Here is a 13,054-nt window from a genome sequence, read left to right as displayed (position 1 = left end):
CTCAGACCTCCACCGGGATGGTGTTCCAGCCCCACTGGAAGCTCGACGGCGGTCGCAGAGCAGAGTCGCTGTCAACGCGCCAGTCATCGACACGCTTGAGCCATTCGGTCACCATGATGGCGATCTCCAGGCGTGCCAGATGCACGCCGAGGCAGAAGTGTTGACCGCGGCCGAAGGCCAGCAATCGTTCGATGGGGCGGTCCCAGACGAAGTCGTCGGGATTGGCGTATTCACGCTCGTCGCGGTTGGCCGACGCGAGGAGTGTGATGATCCGTTGGCCGGGCTCAATTGTGGTGCCGTGCATGGTGAACGGCTTGCGAACAGTGCGGGCGAACCACTGTGCGGGTGCGCAATAACGGATCATCTCCTCACGGGCAACGGGCACATTGGCGTTCAGGTCGGCGCGCACCGCCGCCATCTGGTCAGGCCGTCGGCCCAATTCCCATAGCCCGTGCGCGACGATTTTCGGCACCGTTTCCGTTCCGCCGATGAAGATGCCGAGCAGTTGGGTGGCGGCCTCGATGTCGTTCAGGGCGGAGCCGTCGGGCAGCCGGTAGTCGATCAGATTGCGGGCGATCGAGGATTCACCATCGACTCGTCGCTGCTGCACCAGGGGCACCAGGTACGAGAGATAACCGGGACGGGCGTTGGCGACTTCCACGCCGCTGCCTGGTTGCGCCAGGCTGCCCGCGTTGACCGTGGCCAGTACCTCGGGGGCGAGATCGACAGGCAGACCCAGCAATTCGCACACCACCGACGCGGCGACGATGCCGCCGTATTCCTGCGTCAGATCGAATGTCCCTCGTGGCAACAGCTCGTCGAGTCGCTCGTTGGTCAGCGTGCGGATCCGGTCGGCCAGCTGCGCCACCGACTTTGGCCGCAACGGGCTCGACGTGCACCGCCGCACACCGTCATAGATCGGGGCGTCGAAGTTCGCATGGAACGGCATCGGGTGCAGCGGTGGATCTGGCACAGGACCGTGGTTGCGCTGTCCCAAAACCGTTGCGGCGGGCAGGGTCCCTTCCGATGCTACGAAGGTGCCGTCGCTGATCTCGAGGACATCCCAGATGTCGGCGAATCGCGACAATGCAAACGTGTCCCACTTGTCGAGGTAGTACACAGGATGCTCGTCACGCAAAACCCGGTAGTAGGACAGCGGGTCGGCCATCACCGCCGGGTCAAACGGATCGTATGAAAACTTTTGCATCACAGGTGAATTCATTGCAGCGGCGAGGGTGGTAGGGCCTGCAGGATCGAATCTTCCCAGCCGTCGCGCAGCGCCGGCGCGACGCTCATCCAGGTGACGATTTCGGCGGGCGGGCTGTCCTTCCAGGAAGGATAGTGGTTCTCGAAGCAGTCCCAATCGCCGTCGAGCGCCCAGTAGTGGATCACCTCGTTGAACCGGAACGTGGTGATGAACGAGCCGAGCCAACGCTTGCCGGTACGCTCCGACCACGGCACATACAGCCGCTCGAGTTCACGGATGTAGTCGTCCTGACGGCCCGGTTTGGTCTGCATGATCTCCTGGATCACCAGCCCTGCCCCGAACTTCGACTCCTTGAGTTCGGCGAGTGTCTTGTTGCTCGCGCCGGCGTACATGATCCGGCCCTCTCCCGACGCGCCGATCTCCCACAGGAACGCCGCCCACTTCGCGGCCGACGACTCGTGGCTGCCGCCCCGCGCCTGCGCCTTGCCGATTCGCGCATAGTCGGCGAACGCGTCGATCTCCCAGATGATGGTCGCCTGCGGCCAGTGGCCGTTGTAGGGCGTCGTCGCCCAGATCGCGAACAGCCGTGCGCCAAGGTCTTCCATCATCGGGTGGTACACGTCGCTGAACATTTCTGTGAATTGCTCGCTACGCCCGGACCCCAGGTCGATGGTCTCGTGAAGGTAGAGAAGCGTGTGGCCGTGGTAGCGCTTCATGCTCACCGAAGGCTGCAGGTAGTTGACAGTGGCACCTTGCGAGCGTGACACTTACGGCGTGATTTGTAAAGGTGCGACGCTGACGTCGCTGGCCAACGGTTTCTGTTTCGGCGAGGGACCACGGTGGTTCGAGGGACTGCTGTGGTTCTCTGACATGCTCGGCCAGGCGGTGCACACGGTCAACCTGCACGGGGACATGACCACGCTGCCGTTGACCGGCCATGCCCCGTCGGGTCTCGGCTTTCGGCCGGACGGATCGCTGCTGATCGCGTCGACCGAGAAGCGGCAGGTGCTGGGCTACGACGGTGACACCGTCTCGACCGTCGTCGACCTGTCCGACGTCGTCCCCGCGAACCTCGGCGACATGGTGATCGACGACATCGGACGCGCATACGTCGGATCGCAGGCCCGCGAGGGCGGCGTCATCGTGCGGCTGGACCCCGATAACACCCCGACCGTCGTCGCCGAAGACCTCGACTTTCCGAACGGCATGGTGATCACGCCCGACGGCACGATGCTCATCGTCGCCGAATCGATCGGTAGGCGCTTGACGGCGTTCACCATTGGCGCCGACGGTGCACTGTCGGATCGGCGAATCTTCGCCGACGGACTGGAGGGACCACCCGACGGCATCTGCCTCGATGCCCAAGGCGGAGTTTGGACGTCGATGACTCTGGCGAACCGGTTCGACCGGATTGTCAAGGGTGGCACCGTGACCGATCGCATCGACATCGGAGACCGCACCGCGATCGCGTGCATGCTCGGTGGTCCGGAGCGTCGCACCCTGTTCATGCTGTCGAGCACCAGCGCCTATCCAAACCGACTGGTCGGGACGAGACTGGCGCGGCTGGACGCGACCATCGTCGACATCCCAGGAGCAGGCTGGCCGTGAGCGACTCGTACTACGAACTCATCAATGCGACAGACGAACTCGGCGAAAAATTCATAGCAACCGACATGGTCCGCAGCACATGGTCCGCGGCGATTCAGCACGCGGCGCCCGTATCCGCCTTGCTGGTGCGAGGATTGGAGCGGTGCGAGCAGCGCGACGACACCCGGCTGAGCCGCGTCATGGTCGACCTGCTGGGGCCGGTGCCCGCGGAGGGCGACCTGTGGGTGCGCGCTAAACGCGAACGCTCCGGCAAACAGATCGAATTGGTAACCGCCGAAATGCTGGCGCCGGGCCCCGACGGTGAGCCGCGGCCGGTCGCGCGGGCCAGCGGGTGGCGGCTGCAGACACTCGACACCAGTGAGGTCGTGCACGCCCCGGCGCCACCGCTGCGCCCAGTGGGCGAGGCGCGCGGCCGAGACATGAAGAAAGACTGGGATCCGAACTATGTGCACAGCCTGGATTGGCGCTGGCTGACCAAGCCGCTGAACGATGGGGCGGGCGAATCGTGGATCAGGCCCGAGGTCGATCTGGTCAAGGGCGAGAGCATGACTCCGCTGCAGAGGCTGTTCGCCGTCGCGGATGATGCCAACGGCATCGGCACGAAGCTGGACATCCGCCGATGGACGTTCCTGAACACCGATCTCGTCGTGCACATCCATCGCGTGCCCGACGGCGAGTGGATCGGCATCCGCGCCGAAACCAACTACGGCCCCGACGGCATCGGCACGACGATCGGCACGCTGTTCGACGAGAGCGGACCCGTCGGCGGCATTCAGCAGTCGGTGCTGGTGCGCCCGCGTCCGCCTAGATAGCGCGAGCAGACGCAAAGTGCCCGAAATCCTCGGCGTGTCGGGGCATTTTACGTCTGCTCGCGCAGATAAAGAGCCGCTGCAGGGCACTGGGTTACGGCCTGCTGCATGCGATCTCGATCCGACTCCGGCCGGTCATTCTCATGGATCAGCACGGTGCCGTCGTCCTGCACCTCGAACACATCCTCTGCGATCGACTCGCAGATCCCATGTCCCGTGCACTTATCGAGGTCGACTTCGACCCGCATAGTCTCTCCTACTTGACGAACGCCGGCAGCCGTTTGACGCCGTGGACGAAGCTGCTGTACAGCAGATCGGGTTCACCGAACTCGACGGTCGTCAACCGGGTCAACAACTCGCGGAACAGGTTTCGCAGCTCGGCCTTGGTCAGCTGGTTGCCAAGGCAGAAGTGCGGGCCGCCACCGCCGAAGCCGAGGTGCGGATTGGGTGAGCGCTGCAGATTGAACTGGTCGGGGTCGTCGAAGACCGCCTCATCCCGGTTCGCCGAGCAGTAGAACAGGCCGACCTTGTCTCCGGCGCTGACCGGCTGCCCGTTGATTTCGGTGTCCTCGGTGACAAACCGCGCGAACTGCAGGACCGGCGACGCCCACCGCACGAATTCCTCAATGGCAGGACCGATCCGGTTCTCGAAATCCGCCATCAGCCAACCACGTTGGGCCGGGTTCTCGACCAACGCCATCATCGTGTGCGTGGTGGCCTGCTTGGTGGTGTCGTTGCCCGCCGACGCCAGCAGGATCAAAAACGCACCCATCTCATCGTCGGTCAGCCGGTGACCGTCGACCTCGGCGTTGACGATGCTCGTCATCAAATCGTCGCCGGGGTTGGCGCGCCGGAACTTCGCCAGCTCCTGACCCGTGGTGTTCAGCAGCATGATCTCGTTGATCGTGTCCTGCGCGCGTTCCTCGATCGAGCTGTATTCGTCGTCGCTGAGCCCGAACAGCTTTTCGGCGGCCTTGGCAACCGCCGGCTGGTCGGCCTTCGGGACGCCGAGCATCTCCATGATCGTCAGCATCGGCAGTCGCGCCGAGCAGGCTTCGACGAAGTCGACATCGCCCGCACCGACGAGGTCGTCGACAATCGTCATCGCGTTGGTGTGGATCTGATCCTCGATCTGGCGCACGTGTCGCGGCGTGAACGCAGAACTGATCAGCCGCCGATACACGGTGTGCTGCGGCGGATCCATGGTCAGGAAGAACGACGCGAACTGCTGGATCTCGGCGGGCATCGGGTCAAGTGCCACGCCCCGCGCCGACGTGAACAGCTCGGGGTGCTGGCTGACGAACACAATGTCGGCGCGCCGCGTCAGCGCCCAGTAGCCCGGCTCCTCGATCGGGAACATCGACGGGAAGGGCCGGTGCCAACTCAGCCCTTCAGCGGCGCGGAGCTGCGCGAACATCTCGTCGCGCACGGCGAACGGCCGACTCCAGAAGTCGTGTGACGTGATGTCGATCGGACTGTACTCACGCGCCTGCACCGGTGCCGCTGTCACCGAATCAGCGTGACACTTCAGCGAAAATTTGTAAAGCTGTGATCGTGCAGCCCGTCGACAACTCGAGCCGCGAGCGAATCCTCGCCGCAACCGCCGAGGTGCTCGGCCGCATGGGCAAGACGAAGCTCAGCCTGTCAGAGGTAGCGCTGCAGGCCGGGGTGTCCAGACCGACGCTCTACCGCTGGTTCGCGTCCAAGGAAGGTCTACTCGACGCCCTGGGCAAGTGGGAAACGCACATGTACGAACGGGGCGTCGCCGAGGCCTGCGCAGGCCTGCCCGCGAACGAAAAGCTCGACGCCACGCTGCGGTACATCGTCGAATACCAGCATTCCTATCCAGGGCTGCGCGTCGTCGACATCGAGCCCGCGCACATGATCAGGCGGCTGTCACACGTCATTCCGCTGATGCGGGCACGACTCGAACGGCTCATCCCCGGACCCGATGGCGCCGAAGCCGCGGCGACGGCGGTGCGCGTTGCGGTCTCGCACTATCTGGTGCGCAGCGATGACGACGCAGACTTCCTGGATCAACTACGCCACGCAGCGCGGGTCAAGCACCACGCGCCTTGAGCTCGGCGAGGATCTCGTCGGTGTGCTCGCCGAGTCGCGGTGCAGCAGAACGCGGTTCCCATGGCGTGCCATGGAAATCGGCAGGCGTTGCCACCATCGGCCCGCCACCGTCTCCGTCGGGCACGTACACCACCCCGCCCGCGGCGTGAAACTGCTCGTCGGCCACCACGTCCTCGATGGAGTTGATGGGCGACCAGAAGAACTCCGGTTCTGCCGCAAAGACTTCCGCCCATTCGTCGAGCGGCCTCCTCGCGAAGATCGCGTCCAGTTCGGTTACGAGCTCGGTTGCATTGGCAGCGCGGGCGTGCGCACTTTCGTAGCGCGGATCGGTCAACCACTCCGGCCGTTCGACGGCCCTGCACAGCGCCGGCCAATGCCGACTCCCCTGTAAGCCGACAATCCAGAACCGCTTGCCGTCGCCTGCCGTGTAGTTGTTCATGCACGGGTTGCCCATGGTCTCGCGCTGACCGATGGCGATCGAATGCCCGGTCATCAGGAACGTATTGAGGTCGAAGCTGACCGTGTACGCGCCCTGCCGGTACAGCGAGGTACTGACCAACTGCCCCTTGCCGGTTCGTGCTCGCGCGACAAGTGCCGCACAAACCGCCGCGGCGAGCGTCATTCCGGCCGAGTGGTCACCCATGCCACCGCGCTGAAACGGGGGCGTATCACCCGGCCGTGTCAGCAGATGCGCCAGTCCTGCCCGCGCCCAGAACGCGGCCACGTCATATGCCGCACGGTCGGCATCCGGTCCGCTGTCGCCGTAGCCGGTGATCAGGCCGTACACCAGCCGCGGATTGTGCGAAGCAACCGTTTCGAAGTCCAAGCCGATCCGCGCGAGGGCACCTGGGCGGATGTTGGTCAGGAAAACATCTGCGCCGCTGAGCAACTCGAATGCGGTGGCGCGACCGTCGTCGGTCGCCAGGTCGAGCACGATGCTGCGCTTGGAACGATTGTCCATCTCGAACGGTGGGCTGACGTCGTCCTCGATACCGAGCATCCGGCCGAACATCCGCGCTGGATCCCCGTCCGGCGGCTCGATCTTGATGACGTCGGCACCCCAGTCGGCGAGTATGCCGCCCGCCGCGGGGCCGGCCACCCAGACGCCGAGTTCGACGACCTTGATGCCCTCCATCGGTCCGGCCATGGACATCCTTCCGAATCGCCTTACAAAGTCCCGCCAATTTGTAAACTGACGAGGTAGATCGGGTTCTCGAAGAAGCTCGACACGGTCTCGCTGCTTGAGAAGTCACTGTGATCGCACCATCTAGGATCATCTGGACCAAACGATTGAGGTCTCGAAAGTGAACGAACCGCTGCGTGACGCATCCGGAGGCGTCGAGGACACCTCGACGAGACACCGGATCCTCGTCGCGACCGCGGAAGTGCTCGGCCGCAGCGGTCAGACAAAGCTGAGCCTCTCCGAGGTGGCGCTGCAGGCCGGGGTTTCTCGGCCCACGCTGTATCGATGGTTCGCATCCAAGGGCGAGCTCCTCGACGCGTTCGGCGTGTTCGAGCGCGAGATGTTCGACAGCGGCATCAGCCGCGCGACATCGGGCCTGCGCGGCACCGAGAAACTCGACGCCGCGCTGCGCTTCATCGTCGAGTACCAGCAGTCCTACTCCGGGGTGCGGCTGGTCGACATCGAACCGGAGGTCGTCATCGCACAGCTGGGCAGGATCCTCCCGTTGATGCGCGCGCGCCTGCAAAAGCTGATGCCGGGACCGAACGGGGCGGTCAAGGCCGCGACGGCTATCCGTGTGGCGGTGGCGCACTACATCGTGCGCAGCGACGACGGCGACCAGTTCCTGGCGCAGCTTCGGCATGCCGCGGGAATCAAACAGAACGGGTGACATTCTCCCGCTGATTTGTAAAGCTGTCTGCTATGACGGGCGTGCAGACTGAAACTGGCGTGCTCGCCGTGACGAGCGGATGCTCATTGACGGCGAACTGCAGATCACAAGCAGCAAAGCGACATTCGACGTCACCCATCCGTCCAGCGAGCAGGTAGCCGGGCAGGCTACCGACGGAACGATCGACGACATGGCGCGCCCGGTCGCGGCCGCGCGCCGGGCGTTCGACGAAACCGACAGGTCGCGCGATCTGGAGTTCCGCTACCACTGCCTGACCCAGCTGCGCGACGCGCTGAAACGCAACAAGGAGCGGCTGCGCAGAGTGCTGATCACCGAGGTGGGTGTCCGGTCACGGTGAGTGGCAGCCAGATCGAGAGTCCGATCGAAGAGGTCAACAAGGAGTACCTCGAGGCCAAGACGATCGGCATCCCGGATTGAGCGACGAAGCCGTGAATTCGCCTGGGTAGCGAGCGGATCCCCAACCCATACCCAAAGTGCCCGCGTACACAGCGACATGTCGGACGTGCCTGTCACCGTTCGACGATGGTGACAAGTCATGAGTTGAAGGGCATCGACCTGCGCTACGCGCTGACGATGTACCTGCTGCAGCACGGCCCCACCACCGTAAAGGAGCTCATTGAAGCTCTGGAATGGCAGGGCTTCACGATCGGTGGACGCGCATCGAAAGAAGTCTCCGATGCGCTGCGCTGGGAACGACGGCGCGGAAGAGTGCGACGGCTGGCGCGCGGACCTTACGGCTCCGGATACGTGCCGCGGGCTACGGAGTACCGCATCTACAACCGCGTCATGGACATGCGCGCAGCGGCCATACCGTGGTACTTCCGCGGATTCAGGCTGTAACGCGATTGTCGCTACGTACGCGGGCAATCTGAAATACGCCTCCAGGAGCCGCGCCGCCAGCTCAGCCCTCGGCCGCCAATTGCCCACAGGCCGCGGCGATTTCGCGGCCCCGGGTGTCGCGCACTGTGCATGACACGCCGCGCTCCCGCACCCGCCGCACGAATTCGCGTTCGGTCGGCTTCGGGCTGGCATCCCACTCGCTGCCCGGCGTCGGGTTCAGCGGAATCACGTTGACGTGGACCAACGGCCCCAGCGCTCCGTGCAGCCGCTTGCCCAAAAGGTCTGCCCGCCAAGGCTGATCGTTGATATCGCGGATCAACGCGTATTCGATCGACACTCGTCGCCCCGTCACGTCGGCGTAATACCTTGCCGCGTCAAGCGCTTCGGACACCTTCCACCGATTGTTGACGGGCACCAGCGTGTCGCGCAATTCGTCGTCGGGCGCGTGCAGCGACAACGCCAGCGTGACGCCCAGTCGTTCATCGGCCAGCTTGCGGATCGCCGGCGCCAACCCCACCGTCGATACCGTCACCGACCGCGCCGAAATCCCGAACCCGTTCGGCGGAGCCGCGGTGATTCGACGCACTGCCGCCAGCGTCCGGTTGTAGTTGGCCAGCGGCTCCCCCATGCCCATGAACACGATGTTGGACAAGCGGGCCCCGCGCGCGGGGCGCGCAATCCCATCCCCGTCACGGTCGCGCAATTCGACAGCAGCCGCCCGCACCTGCTCGAGGATCTCGGCCGTCGACAAGTTGCGCGTGAGCCCCCCCTGCCCCGTCGCACAGAACGGGCACGCCATGCCACAGCCGGCCTGCGACGAGATGCACACCGTGTTGCGCTGCGGATAGCGCATCAACACCGACTCGAACGTCGTGCCGTCGACCGCCCGCCACAGCATCTTTCGCGTCTCACCGGCGTCGCACTCGATCTCGCGCACCGCGTCGAGCAGATGCGGGAACAACGCATCGGCGACCTGCTCCCGCACTGCAGCCGGCAGATCGGTCATCTGCTGCGGATCAGCGATCAGCCTGCCGTAGTACTGATTGGCCAGCTGCTTGCCCCGAAACGCCGGCAGCCCGAGTTCCGCGACCGCGGCCGCGCGCCCCTCTTCGTCGAGGTCGGCAAGGTGCCGCGGCGGCATTGCGCGACGCGGAGCATCGAAAACCAGAGGTAAAGACATGTCTTGTCAGTATCTCACCCCGGCCTGGCCGAAATTGATTGGCGATGACGGGCGTTGATCGCATCCATGGGAACCATGCCCCTGCCCCCGATGCCCCTACGCGCCGCGTCGAATCTGACGTTTTTCTATGCGCTCGGGTATCCCATTGGCGCACTTGCTGTTTCAGCGATGTCGCCGATGGCGGTGCTGACCTTCCGCTTCGGATTGGCCGGCGCCATCTTGTCCGCGTGGGCCCTGATCTCGCGTGTGACGTGGCCCACGGGCCGCACCCTGGCACACGTCCTGACCGCCGGGTTGCTCACCAACGCGCTGCAGTTCATCTGCCTGTATCTGGCGCTGCTGCACGGGGCGCCCGCGGTGCTGGGCGCGGTGATCATCTCGATGAATCCCGTCGTCACCGCCGTACTGGCCACGATGTTCCTCGGCGAGGGCATGACGTGGACGCGCGTCGGCGCGCTGGTCCTCGGCGTCGTGGCGGTGCTGGCTGCCTGCGCAGGACGGCTCATCGCCATCGGCAGGGTCGACACCGTCGTACTTCTGTTGGTCGGGGCACTGCTCGCCATCTCCGCCGGCGGGGTCTACCAGCAGCGGTTCTGCTCCGGCGTGGACTTCCGGGCTACGGCGGCGCTACAGAACGGGGTGGCCCTGCTGCCCGTCGCGGTGCTCGCCACCGTCATGCCGTTCACGGTGACCGACCCCTGGAAGGCGGCGGGCGCCGTCGCTGCCGTTGTGCTGTTCAATGCAACCCTGTGCATGACACTTTACGTGCGCGCGATCAACAACTTCGGCGCCGCCGCGGTAGCGATGCTTTTCGCGGTCATCCCCGCAGTGGCAGGTGTGTTGTCGTGGGTGATGTTGGGCCAGCGACCCGACATCGGGATCGCGGTCGGTCTTGTCGTCGGCGCGGTGGCTTGCTGGCTCAACGCGCGGTCGCGCGCGCCGGGTCCCACGCAGACAAGCGTGGAATCCACCGCGGAACCTGTTGTCGGTAGGTGACGTACTGGTCGCCGAACCGCTTCGCGAGATGCGGTTCCTCCCACAGCTGGATGAACGTCGTCAGCGCCGTGAAGAAGATCGCGGACCTCAAGATCGAGCCGATGGCCTCGACCCCCGTCGACGAACTGGTCCCGATGCTGGGTCCGACGCTGCAGCGATATCTGACGGCGTCAGGCCAGTAGCGTCAACACGATCCAGCCGGCGACGGCCGACGGAAGCATCGCGTCGATCCTGTCCATGATGCCCCCGTGGCCGGGCAATAGCGTGCCCATGTCCTTGATGCCAAGCTCGCGTTTGACCTGAGATTCGACAAGGTCACCAAGAACGCCGGTAACCACCAGCATCAGCCCTAGTGGCACACCCACCCACGCGGGTTTGTCGAGCAGGAACGCCACTGACAAGACGGCCGCGGTGATGCCGAACAGCATCGACCCGCCCAGTCCCTCCCACGATTTCTTTGGGCTGATCGCCGGCGCCATCAGGTGCTTGCCGAACAACACCCCCGCGACATAGCCGCCGATGTCGGCGAAGACGACGGTCGCGATCACCGTGAACGTTCGAAAGCCACCGTGATCCTGGAAGATCAACAACGCGCTGAAGCTGGCGAACAGCGGCACCCACGTTGCCAGCAGCACGGTGGCCGAAATGTCGCGCAGATAGTTGACCGGTTGTTCGCTGAGCCCGTGCCCGACCAGCCGCCACACCATGCACACCACGATCGTGCCGCCGTACGCTCCCAACAGCCCGATCGGCCCGAACGGCCACGTCAGCCAGATCATCGCCTGGCCGCCGAGCAACAGCGGGATCACCGGCAGCGCGTAGCCGGCTTCGCGCAGCCTTCGGACGACCTCATGCGTGGCAATCGGCATCGCCACGGCCAAGACGGGCAGCCATCCGATCGGCGCAAAGAACAAGACTGCGATCGCCATTCCGCCCAACAGGACGCCGACGACGATGGCGGCCGGCAGATCGCGGCCGGCGCGGGATGCTTTTTTGGGCGGCTCAGTCGGGCCGGCTTCAGTGTCTGCCACGGGAGTCGCTTGCTGCTCGGTCACTAGACCTCCAGCAGCTCGCCTTCTTTGTGCTTGACGAGCTCGTCGATCTGAGCGGTGTAGGTGTGCGTGGTCTTGTCGAGATCCTTCTCGGCGCGGGCCACCTCGTCCTCGCCGGCCTCGCCGTCCTTCTTGATGCGGTGCAGCTCCTCCATCGCCTTGCGACGGATGCTGCGGACGGTAACGCGCGCGTCCTCACCCTTGGCCTTGGCCTGCTTGACGAGATCGCGGCGACGCTCCTCGGTCAGCTGCGGAATCGACACCCGAATGACGTTGCCGTCATTGGTCGGATTGACCCCGAGGTCGGAGTTGCGGATCGCGTCCTCGATATGTTTCAGCTGGTTGGCCTCATACGGCTTGATCACGACCAGCCGAGCCTCTGGCACATTGATGCTAGACAGCTGGGTGATCGGAGTCTGCGACCCGTAGTAATCGACGCTCACGCGGGCGAACATGCCAGGGTTGGCCCGGCCGGTACGGATCGACGAGAGGTCGTCGCGCGCCACCGACACCGCCTTCTCCATCTTCTCTTCGGCGTCGAAGAGCGTTTCGTCGATCACGGGTTTCTCCTGTTGCTTCGCTCGCCTGGTCTTCTCCTGTTAGGTGGTGACCAGTGTTCCGATCTTCTCACCTGCCACCGCCCGTGCGATATTCCCATCGGTGAGCAGGTTGAACACCAGAATCGGCATTCCGTTGTCCATGCACAGGCTGAACGCCGTGGCGTCGGCGACCTTCAGGCCGCGATCGATGACCTCGCGGTGACTGATCGCAGTGAGCAGCTCGGCCTGCGGATTGACCCGGGGATCGTCGGTGAACACGCCATCGACGGCCTTGGCCATCAGCACCACGTCGGCGCCGATCTCCAGCGCGCGCTGTGCGGCGGTGGTGTCGGTAGAGAAGTACGGCAGACCCATGCCTGCGCCGAAGATCACCACGCGGCCCTTCTCGAGGTGCCTGCGCGCCCGCAGCGGAATGTAGGGCTCGGCGACCTGTCCCATGGTGATCGCGGTCTGCACCCGCGTCGCGATGCCTTCTTTTTCCAGGAAGTCTTGCAGCGCAAGGCTATTCATTACGGTGCCGAGCATGCCCATGTAGTCGCTGCGGGTGCGCTCCATGCCGCGCTGTTGCAGCTGCGCGCCGCGGAAGAAGTTGCCACCGCCGATGACGACCGCGACTTGCACGCCGCTGCGAACCACCTCTGCGATCTGTCGGGCCACTAGATGCACGACATCGGGGTCGAGGCCCACCTCGCCGCCGCCGAACATCTCGCCACCGAGCTTGAGCAGCACACGGGTGTACATCGGCCGGATCGGGGAATTTGATGTCTGGGCTCCGTTGGGACTGGTGGGCTCCGCCATCCGACTCCTTCGGGTCTTCGCTGCGATCGCCCTCAATCCTGCCCCATAGCG

At 64.7% G+C, this 13,054-nt stretch carries 16 protein-coding genes and 1 pseudogene; 8 read left to right on the top strand and 9 right to left on the bottom strand.

Annotated elements, in window-relative coordinates:
* Position 1: 1 nt before the first annotated feature.
* Both MYCSM_RS11415 and MYCSM_RS11410 read right to left on the bottom strand, forming a co-directional pair.
* A complete protein-coding gene (locus MYCSM_RS11415) occupies positions 2 to 1,222 on the bottom strand; it encodes a cytochrome P450 (protein ID WP_015306306.1) in 1,221 nt (406 codons plus the stop codon).
* The gene (locus MYCSM_RS11410; protein WP_015306305.1) at positions 1,219 to 1,923 is read right to left on the bottom strand and encodes an NIPSNAP family protein; all 705 of its coding nucleotides are present in this window, start codon (positions 1,921 to 1,923) and stop codon (positions 1,219 to 1,221) included. The genes MYCSM_RS11415 and MYCSM_RS11410 overlap by 4 nt, the downstream gene beginning before the upstream one ends.
* 58 nt (positions 1,924 to 1,981) lie before the next feature.
* Between MYCSM_RS11410 and MYCSM_RS11405 the strand changes: the two genes are divergently transcribed.
* Together MYCSM_RS11405 and MYCSM_RS11400 are read left to right on the top strand one after the other, a co-directional pair.
* Positions 1,982 to 2,815 carry an SMP-30/gluconolactonase/LRE family protein gene (locus MYCSM_RS11405; RefSeq protein ID WP_157681314.1) on the top strand — a complete coding sequence of 278 codons (834 nt, stop codon included), beginning with the start codon at positions 1,982 to 1,984 and terminating at the stop codon, positions 2,813 to 2,815.
* Positions 2,812 to 3,627: a thioesterase family protein gene (locus MYCSM_RS11400; RefSeq protein WP_015306303.1), complete on the top strand. Its 816-nt coding sequence runs from the start codon at positions 2,812 to 2,814 to the stop codon at positions 3,625 to 3,627. Before MYCSM_RS11405 ends, MYCSM_RS11400 begins: the two co-directional genes overlap by 4 nt.
* Before the next feature lie 47 nt (positions 3,628 to 3,674).
* Here MYCSM_RS11400 and MYCSM_RS11395 read toward each other — a convergent pair whose 3' ends face one another.
* Together MYCSM_RS11395 and MYCSM_RS11390 are read right to left on the bottom strand one after the other, a co-directional pair.
* Positions 3,675 to 3,872: a ferredoxin gene (locus MYCSM_RS11395; RefSeq protein WP_015306302.1), complete on the bottom strand. Its 198-nt coding sequence runs from the start codon at positions 3,870 to 3,872 to the stop codon at positions 3,675 to 3,677.
* Positions 3,873 to 3,880: 8 nt separating this feature from the next.
* Positions 3,881 to 5,134 carry a cytochrome P450 gene (locus MYCSM_RS11390; RefSeq protein ID WP_015306301.1) on the bottom strand — a complete coding sequence of 418 codons (1,254 nt, stop codon included), beginning with the start codon at positions 5,132 to 5,134 and terminating at the stop codon, positions 3,881 to 3,883.
* Positions 5,135 to 5,172: 38 nt separating this feature from the next.
* Between MYCSM_RS11390 and MYCSM_RS11385 the strand changes: the two genes are divergently transcribed.
* Positions 5,173 to 5,703 (top strand): TetR/AcrR family transcriptional regulator, encoded by a 531-nt coding sequence (locus MYCSM_RS11385; RefSeq protein WP_015306300.1) that lies wholly within the window; start codon positions 5,173 to 5,175, stop codon positions 5,701 to 5,703.
* On the opposite strand, the gene MYCSM_RS11380 is transcribed toward MYCSM_RS11385, so the two are convergent.
* Complete coding sequence (locus tag MYCSM_RS11380) at positions 5,684 to 6,850, bottom strand: CaiB/BaiF CoA transferase family protein (protein WP_015306299.1); 1,167 nt, start codon at positions 6,848 to 6,850, stop codon at positions 5,684 to 5,686. The two genes, MYCSM_RS11385 and MYCSM_RS11380, sit on opposite strands and share 20 nt — an antisense overlap.
* Before the next feature lie 157 nt (positions 6,851 to 7,007).
* On the opposite strand from MYCSM_RS11380, the gene MYCSM_RS11375 reads away from it, so the two are divergent.
* The 3 genes and pseudogenes from MYCSM_RS11375 (at position 7,008) to MYCSM_RS11365 (ending at position 8,417) form a co-directional block, all read left to right on the top strand.
* Positions 7,008 to 7,556 carry a TetR/AcrR family transcriptional regulator gene (locus tag MYCSM_RS11375; RefSeq protein WP_015306298.1) on the top strand — a complete coding sequence of 183 codons (549 nt, stop codon included), beginning with the start codon at positions 7,008 to 7,010 and terminating at the stop codon, positions 7,554 to 7,556.
* A gap of 32 nt (positions 7,557 to 7,588) precedes the next feature.
* Positions 7,589 to 7,949 (top strand): annotated as a pseudogene (locus MYCSM_RS11370) (aldehyde dehydrogenase family protein); the annotation flags it as partial.
* Positions 7,950 to 8,099: 150 nt separating this feature from the next.
* Entirely contained in the window at positions 8,100 to 8,417 is a 318-nt protein-coding gene (locus MYCSM_RS11365) for a hypothetical protein (RefSeq protein ID WP_015306297.1), read from the top strand.
* A gap of 61 nt (positions 8,418 to 8,478) precedes the next feature.
* Here MYCSM_RS11365 and rlmN read toward each other — a convergent pair whose 3' ends face one another.
* Complete coding sequence (rlmN, locus tag MYCSM_RS11360; protein ID WP_015306296.1) at positions 8,479 to 9,597, bottom strand: 23S rRNA (adenine(2503)-C(2))-methyltransferase RlmN; 1,119 nt, start codon at positions 9,595 to 9,597, stop codon at positions 8,479 to 8,481.
* 66 nt (positions 9,598 to 9,663) lie between these two features.
* Between rlmN and MYCSM_RS11355 the strand changes: the two genes are divergently transcribed.
* Positions 9,664 to 10,593 (top strand): DMT family transporter, encoded by a 930-nt coding sequence (locus MYCSM_RS11355; RefSeq protein WP_015306295.1) that lies wholly within the window; start codon positions 9,664 to 9,666, stop codon positions 10,591 to 10,593.
* A gap of 50 nt (positions 10,594 to 10,643) precedes the next feature.
* On the top strand, positions 10,644 to 10,775 hold the full coding sequence (locus tag MYCSM_RS38715; RefSeq protein ID WP_257720747.1) for a TetR/AcrR family transcriptional regulator: 132 nt from the start codon (positions 10,644 to 10,646) through the stop codon (positions 10,773 to 10,775).
* On the opposite strand, the gene MYCSM_RS11350 is transcribed toward MYCSM_RS38715, so the two are convergent.
* Genes MYCSM_RS11350 through pyrH form a run of 3 tightly spaced genes read right to left on the bottom strand, consistent with a single transcriptional unit; the run spans position 10,764 to position 13,003 of the window.
* A complete protein-coding gene (locus MYCSM_RS11350) occupies positions 10,764 to 11,648 on the bottom strand; it encodes a phosphatidate cytidylyltransferase (protein ID WP_015306294.1) in 885 nt (294 codons plus the stop codon). The two genes, MYCSM_RS38715 and MYCSM_RS11350, sit on opposite strands and share 12 nt — an antisense overlap.
* Complete coding sequence (frr, locus tag MYCSM_RS11345; protein WP_015306293.1) at positions 11,648 to 12,205, bottom strand: ribosome recycling factor; 558 nt, start codon at positions 12,203 to 12,205, stop codon at positions 11,648 to 11,650. Before frr ends, MYCSM_RS11350 begins: the two co-directional genes overlap by 1 nt.
* A 39-nt stretch (positions 12,206 to 12,244) precedes the next feature.
* Positions 12,245 to 13,003 carry a UMP kinase gene (pyrH, locus tag MYCSM_RS11340; protein ID WP_015306292.1) on the bottom strand — a complete coding sequence of 253 codons (759 nt, stop codon included), beginning with the start codon at positions 13,001 to 13,003 and terminating at the stop codon, positions 12,245 to 12,247.
* Between the last annotated feature and the right edge of the window lie 51 nt (positions 13,004 to 13,054).

It is taken from the genome of Mycobacterium sp. JS623 (genome assembly GCF_000328565.1).
Lineage (GTDB): Bacteria > Actinomycetota > Actinomycetes > Mycobacteriales > Mycobacteriaceae > Mycobacterium.
This window is presented reverse-complemented; position numbering and strand designations above follow the sequence as displayed.

Excerpts from the sequence above, each read along its gene's own strand:
- MYCSM_RS11355 (WP_015306295.1), top strand. The coding sequence starts at position 9,664 with ATGGGAACCATGCCCCTGCCCCCGATGCCCCTACGCGCCGCGTCGAAT.
- MYCSM_RS11365 (WP_015306297.1), top strand. The coding sequence starts at position 8,100 with ATGGTGACAAGTCATGAGTTGAAGGGCATCGACCTGCGCTACGCGCTG.
- MYCSM_RS11410 (WP_015306305.1), bottom strand. The coding sequence starts at position 1,923 with ATGAAGCGCTACCACGGCCACACGCTTCTCTACCTTCACGAGACCATC.
- MYCSM_RS38715 (WP_257720747.1), top strand. The coding sequence starts at position 10,644 with ATGAACGTCGTCAGCGCCGTGAAGAAGATCGCGGACCTCAAGATCGAG.
- MYCSM_RS11395 (WP_015306302.1), bottom strand. The coding sequence starts at position 3,872 with ATGCGGGTCGAAGTCGACCTCGATAAGTGCACGGGACATGGGATCTGC.
- MYCSM_RS11380 (WP_015306299.1), bottom strand. The coding sequence starts at position 6,850 with ATGGCCGGACCGATGGAGGGCATCAAGGTCGTCGAACTCGGCGTCTGG.
- MYCSM_RS11415 (WP_015306306.1), bottom strand. The coding sequence starts at position 1,222 with ATGAATTCACCTGTGATGCAAAAGTTTTCATACGATCCGTTTGACCCG.
- rlmN (WP_015306296.1), bottom strand. The coding sequence starts at position 9,597 with ATGTCTTTACCTCTGGTTTTCGATGCTCCGCGTCGCGCAATGCCGCCG.
- pyrH (WP_015306292.1), bottom strand. The coding sequence starts at position 13,003 with ATGGCGGAGCCCACCAGTCCCAACGGAGCCCAGACATCAAATTCCCCG.